Here is an 8,096-nt window from a genome sequence, read left to right on the forward strand (position 1 = left end):
CCCCCGTCATCTGGCAAGTACACGCGGTCCATGGCTCAGAACTCCGCGTGAAGACGGCCAGAAAAGACCGACACCGGACCGCGGTCGGCGTTGTATGCAGGGTTGACGATCAGTTGGTAGTCGGCGGTGAAGGTGAGCCCGTTCCCGATCGCCAGCGCGTAATAGCTTTCGAAAATCCGCTCGGTGCTGTAGTTCAGCGCCCCATCACCGATCAGGAGTCCGTTTCCACCAGCGGCAAGGAAGTCGCGATGGGCCGCAGACAGCCCATTGATGGCCCCACCGATCCCAACGGTATCGTTCGGCCGACCCCAAGGATTGCCCTTGATCGAAACGCCGCCTGACAGGCTGCGGTCAATGTCGGTGAACGACAGCGTCTCGTTTTGCCCGTCGTTCCAGCTCACGCGACCGAAAACGCCGATCCCAGGCGCAATCTGCTGCTCCAAGTTCGCGTAGAAGCCGTATTTCGGATTCACGTGGCGAATACTCGCCATTACCGTATTGATGTCTTGCGCGGAATCCTGGCTCTCGATTGCCAGTGCCTGGCGGTAGTTGCCCATGACGCCCTGGGTGCCGAAGACGCCGAGCCGCAGTTTTCCAGGCTCGCCCGCGATGGCGTAACGCTTCTCGAACTCCACCACGGCGCCGCCCGTGTTGAATTTCAAGACATCGCTGTTGGGCTCGGACGGCACCTGAACGAATGCCGCGCGGACTGCCCAGTCCTTCTTATTCAATTCGACGATTGCGCCGCGCGTGTATCCGGGGAGATCCGCGGGGAAATCGTAAGCCGCGGACGACCACAGCGCCCAGTTCATGAAATCGGCGCGAGGATCGTGCGCATAGGTGTTGTTGTCAAAGAAATCGCCGATGGCAAAGCGTCCGACGATCACCGTGATGCGATCGATATCACGTTTGCCCGCGAGCTGGTTGGGACCGTCGTCGACGTCCTCTTGTTCGCCGCCGAGGCCAAAGGTCTGCTTGAAGTAATAGCGTTGCGGCCGAATCTTCGGGAATGCGGCTCCAGCCTTTTGCGCTTCGCCGTTCGGGAAGCCCGCCAGACCCAATGTCCCATTCAGGCCGAATCCCTGCGCCAATTCGGGATTGAAATAGAACTCGCCGCCCTGCCACAGCCGCACCCCGATGAAGGCGGTCGTCGTCCACGTCTCGCGGACCTCGCCGCCCCCCGGCAAGCTGTTCGCACCCGCTTGGGGGGAGCGGAAGCTTGGATATCCCTGCGCAATCACCGTCGTTTGCGCATGGACGTTCCAGTCACTCGAATCCGGCAAGCGTGGCGTCGCGCTCTGCGAGCCGGACGCCGCCCACGGCAGATCGTTGAAGTGGTAGTTCAGTCCGATTTTGGCGAGGTGAAGCCCGGGAGCAAGACGGGCGTTCGGCAGATCGAAGCGGCCCAAATCATAAGTAGCCGCAGAAAGATTCACATAGTCGTACTCAACTTTCGCCGTCCAATTGCCGCTCACCGCGAATTCCGCACCGAGGCCTGCGGTCCAGCCCGTCTGATAGCGGCCGAGCTGCGCACCGCTGCCGTCGTTGACCTCGATATGACCATGCCCCCAGGCGAAGCCACCCGTGACATAGGGCATCCACCGATCGAATGCGTAACCCACTCGGCCACGCGCGGTGCCTACGTAGTCGACCGTAGAATTGAACGGCGACGGCGCCAACGCCGGCTCGTCGGTCGGGCTCGTGAACGACGCATCGGCTTCAACACCGAGCACCAGATGATTGGCGAGTTGCCGGTTATAGCCGACCTGAAAACCACCAATGAGGCCGGTCGGACTATGAGGCAGGAAGACGCCCTGCTCAGGCTTGGGGTGGGAGTCATCGCCCAAGCGGCCGCCACCGTAGCCGAAGTGACCACCGACATAAAAGCCGGTCCAGTCATAAACCCTCTTCATTTCGGCCTCGCTGGGCGGCCGATCCGCTTTGGTCCGAACATCAAGACGCCGTTCCGTGCCCAAGCGGTCGGCGCCGGCCGGAATCTCCTGGGCGTGCGCGTTTCCCGCGCCTGTCGCGGCGACAAGCACCAGAACGGGGAAGCAGGCGCGCGCCGACAGACCGCGTCGACCGAACCGCGGTTCACGGCCGTAATTCCGTACAGGCGCATCCTTCTTGCGAACTTCAATTTCATCACAGATCATCAGCAGCTCCACTGATCACGGGACGAGCAAGCCATCTCGTGATCGACGTGAGGCCGCTCTATTTTCGGGGTATTGGGGCGCTGCGTGAGTATTCACTCACGCAGCAACTAGGAGGTTCTGGCATGGTTGATTCCTTTCGATTTGGTACGCAAAGTTTGCTCACCAGCGATCTGTTCTAAAACGCTCCCGCTGCCGCAGGCGGATACTTTGCCGATTGACCTGCGCCGCCATGCGCAAAAGCGCCTTTGCTTGCGCAACGGAAATCAAGCGCTCCCGCGCGAGTTGAAAGGCAGTGCGGGCGAGCCAATGGGCACCCGCCGCCAACAGCCCGCCGACCCGCAGACGGACAGCAACCCGAAGTGCGGCGCTTGAGCGCCCCCGCGTTTTCACGATGTCCCGTCGCCGCTCGGTCACCAACCGGCTGCCGAATGCGCTTCTTTCGCCATGAAAGAATTCAGCTCGCTTTCTCATTTGCACTGCACGTCTCCTCAGTAGACTTCGCTGCTGGCCGACCGAGCCAGGTCAGTTGGACTCACCCCACATTGCGCTTCGACGGCGGGCTCGCTCGGACTTCCAAATGCGCCACGACCTCCTCGAAAGGCGCGACGAAAGGCGAAACGCCGCGAACGCGCCACGCCTGTTCAGAAACCCCTCCCGCACAAGAATGCGCGCGACCCTCACAACCCAGATCGCACCGAACAGGCAGGCCCGTTCTTCCAAGTGACGCGCGATTGACCGCGGAGAGCGCATCAGCGCTTCCCGCCGGTTTCGTTGCGACCGAGCCTTTGCCGGATTCGCACGTGGCTCTGGTCCACCCATGCGAGAGCGGATCGCGCAAACGGGCCTTTCGGCACGTGTTTGAGAACAAGGACCTCCACTTTCCCGAGCCACCAGAGCTGCAGCCGAACGCTGATAGGCCGCTCCCGATGCTGGATCTTGCGGGTCATCATGGCTGCCTCCGCCAAACAGAGCCGATAAGCTCACGACCTCCAGCCCAACAGAGCCGTCGCGCTCTCTGAGGGCCGCAAGCGTGCAGGCGCGCAACCACAGCTCCGGATCGGCAAACGGGGCGAAACCCGATACAAGCCGGTCCCAGATTGTTGGTCGGCGCCGGCCAGACGCCGCAGTCGTCGAGTGAGGCCGCAGCGATGTGGAATGACGTATGCACATGCTCCCCCCTTCACCGGCCGACGAGCGAAAGCTGCACGATCCGCACGAGGACAAGCCCGCCGGCCAAGATCAGATAACCGCGCAAGACCAGCATCCAGAGACGAGTCATCGGCGTCATCCGAGCTGACGGAAGCTCATCCAGCGGCGGCATGCGGTACGTCGCGCGCACCATCTCGTTCTTCGCGTTGGCCGGCTCTTCGCGGTGGATGAAGAGGAAGGCGACAGCGACGGCGAGCGTGAATACGCCTCCGATCCCGAGTATCGCGAGGATCGTGCTCTCGCTCATGTTTGGATACAGCACCGATGCGGTCAGGATGATTGACAGCATCACGAGGACACCGACGACGGCGCCGGTGAACAGGTTCATCCACCGCCCATTGATCCACGGACCCAGAACGGCTTTGTCGTTGCAAAGCAGCAGCAGGAACACGGTGGCGCTCGGTAGCAACACGCCGGCCAGAGTCTGCACGGCGTTGGTTAGCAGGCCGAGCGGCATGCCGGGGGTCAAAACCAGCGCAGCAGCCAACGTAACGAGGCCGCCATAGACCGCATAGAAGCCCTTGGCGTCCTGCGGCTTCCGATGCAGCGAATGCCGCAGCGACAGCACATCGCCTATCGCGTAGGCCGTCGACAGCGAGACCGCCATCGCGCCGATCACGCTGGCATCGAGCAGCGCAAGGGCGAAGAAGACGCCAGCCGTCTTCCCGACATAGGCGCCAAGCCCGGCAGCCACGGCTCCGGCGTCCTGGAAATTCCCGAACTCCGGACGACCTGCGAACGTCGCTGCGGTGAACGCCATCATCGCCACTGCGCCGATGACGACCAGCACAATGCCAAGGACGAGATCGATGCGCCCGTAGCTCAGAAAGCGCGTCGTGATGCGCTTGTCGATCACATAGCTCTGCTGGAAGAAGAGCTGCCAGGGCGCGACCGTTGTCCCGACAATGGCAATGATCAGGAGCATCACCTCGCTCAGCTTCCCGCCTTCAGGAAACTGCGGCACGACGAGATCATGGGCGATCTGGCTGACCGGGGGATGAACCCAGACGAGCACCGGCACCAACAGAAGACTGCCGAAAACGAGAAACAGCGAAAATCTTTCGAATCGCCGGAAATTGCCCGTCCCAGCCGCGGCGATAATGACGGCCGCTGCGGCAATGACGCCTACGCCTCGCGGAAGCCCGAGGTACTCGAGCGCCAGGCTGATTCCGATGAACTCGGTGACGATGGTCAGAGCATTCAGCAAGAAAAGGTCGACAACGCTGAAGGCGCCCCAGAACTTGCCAAACCGTTCGAGAATGAGCCGCGCGTGGCCGACGCCCGTCACCGAGCCGAGCCGCAAAACCATTTCCTGGTTCACGTACAGGACGGGAATGAGCAGGATGAGCGTCCACAACAGCGAGGTGCCATAGTTCTGGCCCGCCTGCGTGTAGGTGCCGAAGGCGCCGGCATCGTTGTCACCGACCATGACGATCAGGCCCGGTCCAAGGATTGCCAGCAGCGTCATCAAACGAGCACGCCAACCGTTCCTGGGACCCGTATCGTTCTTCTTGATTGTGCCGAGCGCGCCTTTGATGTCGCCGATATGCGCTTCATCCAGCACAGCGTGACGCACGGGAGTATCGAGGTTAGACAGCATGATTAACCGCCTTTGAAATGGCGTTGACTTGAGGGTTCTTGCGTTGGAGCGGTCGTGCGGCTCGACCTGTCGCGCACGACACGCGACCGCGCTCAGTCCGGTGACAGAAACCACCGGCATTCGAGGCGCCCTGCCGCCGTCAGTCGCCAACGGGCTGTCAACCGCGGGCGCCTGCGCTTGAAAGAGAGAACCGAGCTCGCTGGGGAAGTGACGCCTTGCGGACGCACACTGGAAAACTGGAAGGTCATTTTTTGCCTCCTGATGCCTGGGCTCAGGAGGCGGCACGCATCAAAGCAGCGCGAAGTGGATCGCGCGGCCCTCGACAATCGTGTCGTCGCCCTGAGCATAGCCGAGCCGCAGCGAAACGAGAGCAGACGTCGAGCGTCTACTGTCGCATTCGTCGGCCAGACTGCTAGGTCGCGGGTTCATATCGATCCCTTGCTGTGCCAATGGAAAATCCAGCCCACCATAGGCTGGACCTTGGCGCGTGAAATCGTTGCCGGTCTTCACAGCGCCACGGTTTTGATATATACCCGAGGGGGTATATTGCAACTATACCCGGGTATACGAAATGGGCAGATCGCACGTCGTTGCCGAGAAGCAGCGACTCCTTAACCGTGTCCGCCGCTTGCGCGGCCAGGTCGACGCATTAGAGCGGGCTCTCATCGCCGACGAAGCCTATAACGACGTCATGCGCCTGGTCACTGCAACCCGCGGAGCGATCAACGGAATCATGGCGGAAGTTATCAACGGCCACATCCGCACCCACATGGTCGACCCCAACCGCGCGCCCAGCCAGAGCGAGCGAAACGCCGCGGACGAGTTGGTCAGTGTCCTGCGAACATATCTTAGGTGACGTAATGATGCCGCCTCACGCCAAAGCTCAGGGCGTTGACGAGCCGAACGCGCCCGCACACCCGAACCGGGCGCGCCGCTTTGCTCGGCCATGGGCATACTTTGTCTCCCGCCTGGACCCGCGACCACAGGCCCTCTTCTCGCCGATGCTACCGATCTTCACGGCAGCACTCGCCATCGCCATCTTCATTTTCGACACGGTCACACCCTACGAAATCGCGGCCGCGAGCCTCCAGGTCGTGGTCGTCCTCCTGTCCCTGCGCTTTTGCCGGAAACAAGGCGTCATCTTCGTGTCGCTAGGCTGTGCCGCGCTCAGCATCCTCAGCGCCGTACTTACCATCGTGAGCTATGTTCCAACCGCCGGGAGCACCTTCAGTCTCGGTGTCATCAACACGTCGATCAGTCTGACTGCGATCGCAGCAACTGCTTACCTCGCGCTGGCTACCGAGACCGCCCGCCAGACGGCTGAACGCGCGCAAGCGCACCTCGCCCACGTGGCTCGTCTGACAACACTTGGCGAGATTTCCGCCTCAATCGCTCACGAGCTGAACCAACCCCTGACGGCGGTCATCACGAATGCGAATGCCGCCACACGCTGGATCCGCAGTGAGCCGCCAAATCCGCAGAAGGTCACGAGTTCGATCGAAAGCATCGTCGAGGACGCACGGCGCGCGAGTGAGATTATCGCTCGAATTAGAGCCCTGACCACACGCGCTGAACCCCAAAACGCATGGGTCGACATCAACGCGGTGATACAAGAGGTGCTTGTCCTCATCCAGTCTCAGTTGAACGAAAACCGCATCGTGGTCCGAGCTGAACTTAACAACGGCCTGCCGAGCGTCTTCGGTGACCGAATCCAATTACAGCAAGTCGTTCTCAACCTCATCGTCAACGCCATCGACGCAATCGGTGCTGCACAAGCAGACCCCCGAGAAATTCGCATTAGATCACGCAAGACACGGCCGAGTGGCGTCGAGGTCAGCATTGAGGACACCGGCGGCGGACTGACTACGACTGATGTCAATCAGATCTTCGATGCATTCTTTTCGACGAAGACCGGGGGCATGGGCATCGGTCTCTCGATCTGCCGCTCGATCATTGAAGCTCATCATGGCCGCATCTGGGCCGAAAAGGGCGAGCCTTCAGGAGCCACCTTCCACTTCACGCTGCCTGGGACTCAGGAGGCAAACCAATGAACCTCGGCGCTCCAGCCACCCGCACTCAGAAATCAACCGTGGCGATCGTGGATGACGATCCGTCCGTCCGGAAAGCCATTAGCAATCTATGTGAATCCGAAGGGTTCGACGTCGTGGCGTTCTCCTCTACGGCCGAATTCTTGCGCTGGTCGATTCCGGAGACACCCGTCTGCATGGTCTTGGACGTCCGCATGCCGGGCGAAAACGGGCTGGATTTTCAAGTCGAGCTAGCGAAGTCTCACGCTGAAATTCCGATCGTGTTTGTCACGGCGCACGGTGACATTCCCATGTCTGTCCGCGCCATGAAGGCTGGCGCCATCGAATTCCTGACAAAGCCGTTCAGGGATCAGGACCTCCTCGACGCCATCAACGGCGGCTTGGCGAAAAGTCGTATGCGCCGTAACGCGCTCGAGATGAATGCCGAATTGGAAGCTCGATACCAATCGCTGTCCAATCGCGAGCGAGAGGTGATGGATCTGATTACAAAGGGTCAACTCACGAAGCAGATTGCGGCAACACTCAACCTTAGCGAAATCACCGTTAAGGTCTGCCGCCGGCAAATCATGACGAAGATGCAGGCGAATTCCATGCTCGACCTCGGACGCATGTCAGAGAAACTGGAAAGGATGAGAAGCGGACCCGCGGAGCTCCGGTAGAAGAAGCCACGGTCGGATCGCTGCTGCTCGATATACCCGAGGATAGTTGTGCGACGAGCTGATTTGTCGCAACGCTCTATCGGAGTCGTACCTCCGAGAAGAAAAGGGCGGAGATCGTGCCCCACACCGCCACGTTAGGACATAGGGCCCAAGCGATCCTGGCGGTGTTCGCACAGCTCCACAAGAGCGCCGGCGATACTCTGAGATACGACGAGATCACCGATTATATTGGCGACGCTCACGTCCGAAAACTCGGTCAGCAAGAGCTGACTCGCGAAGGCCTCGTTGTTGAACACCAATATACGCTCTCATGACTGCCATCCGAGACGCTGGCCGAGTTTACCTTGTCGCTGGCCGCAAGACCAGCGTTCGCATTGACCTTGGCGGGTGTGCCGCGGACGCCTGATCGACGACGATTGATCAT

General features: G+C 60.7%; 6 protein-coding genes. 3 read left to right on the forward strand and 3 right to left on the reverse strand.

Annotation, left to right across the window (positions count from 1 at the left end; translation table 11 throughout):
- Nucleotides 1-35: 35 nt before the first annotated feature.
- From ACP7BL_RS15835 to ACP7BL_RS15845, 3 genes are all read right to left on the reverse strand, one after another.
- Entirely contained in the window at nt 36-2,156 is a 2,121-nt protein-coding gene (locus tag ACP7BL_RS15835; RefSeq protein WP_083780808.1) for a carbohydrate porin, read from the reverse strand.
- A gap of 1,180 nt (nt 2,157-3,336) precedes the next feature.
- On the reverse strand, nt 3,337-4,965 hold the full coding sequence (locus ACP7BL_RS15840) for an NRAMP family divalent metal transporter (protein WP_012047207.1): 1,629 nt from the start codon (nt 4,963-4,965) through the stop codon (nt 3,337-3,339).
- A gap of 288 nt (nt 4,966-5,253) precedes the next feature.
- A complete protein-coding gene (locus tag ACP7BL_RS15845; protein WP_426258800.1) occupies nt 5,254-5,394 on the reverse strand; it encodes a hypothetical protein in 141 nt (46 codons plus the stop codon).
- Between the two features lie 142 nt (nt 5,395-5,536).
- On the opposite strand from ACP7BL_RS15845, the gene ACP7BL_RS15850 reads away from it, so the two are divergent.
- The 3 genes from ACP7BL_RS15850 to ACP7BL_RS15860 are packed head-to-tail and all read left to right on the forward strand — an operon-like array spanning nt 5,537 to nt 7,672.
- On the forward strand, nt 5,537-5,821 hold the full coding sequence (locus ACP7BL_RS15850; RefSeq protein WP_041751100.1) for a metal/formaldehyde-sensitive transcriptional repressor: 285 nt from the start codon (nt 5,537-5,539) through the stop codon (nt 5,819-5,821).
- Between the two features lie 4 nt (nt 5,822-5,825).
- Nucleotides 5,826-7,016: a sensor histidine kinase gene (locus ACP7BL_RS15855; RefSeq protein WP_235046580.1), complete on the forward strand. Its 1,191-nt coding sequence runs from the start codon at nt 5,826-5,828 to the stop codon at nt 7,014-7,016.
- Nucleotides 7,013-7,672 (forward strand): response regulator transcription factor, encoded by a 660-nt coding sequence (locus tag ACP7BL_RS15860; protein ID WP_004620406.1) that lies wholly within the window; start codon nt 7,013-7,015, stop codon nt 7,670-7,672. The genes ACP7BL_RS15855 and ACP7BL_RS15860 overlap by 4 nt, the downstream gene beginning before the upstream one ends.
- Nucleotides 7,673-8,096: the final 424 nt, after the last annotated feature.

The organism is Sphingomonas sp. DC1600-2 (assembly GCF_049897605.1).
Classification (GTDB): Bacteria; Pseudomonadota; Alphaproteobacteria; order Sphingomonadales; family Sphingomonadaceae; genus Sphingomonas.

Excerpts from the sequence above, each read along its gene's own strand:
- ACP7BL_RS15850 (WP_041751100.1), top strand. The coding sequence starts at position 5,537 with ATGGGCAGATCGCACGTCGTTGCCGAGAAGCAGCGACTCCTTAACCGT.
- ACP7BL_RS15855 (WP_235046580.1), top strand. The coding sequence starts at position 5,826 with ATGATGCCGCCTCACGCCAAAGCTCAGGGCGTTGACGAGCCGAACGCG.
- ACP7BL_RS15845 (WP_426258800.1), bottom strand. The coding sequence starts at position 5,394 with ATGAACCCGCGACCTAGCAGTCTGGCCGACGAATGCGACAGTAGACGC.
- ACP7BL_RS15835 (WP_083780808.1), bottom strand. The coding sequence starts at position 2,156 with ATGATCTGTGATGAAATTGAAGTTCGCAAGAAGGATGCGCCTGTACGG.
- ACP7BL_RS15840 (WP_012047207.1), bottom strand. The coding sequence starts at position 4,965 with ATGCTGTCTAACCTCGATACTCCCGTGCGTCACGCTGTGCTGGATGAA.
- ACP7BL_RS15860 (WP_004620406.1), top strand. The coding sequence starts at position 7,013 with ATGAACCTCGGCGCTCCAGCCACCCGCACTCAGAAATCAACCGTGGCG.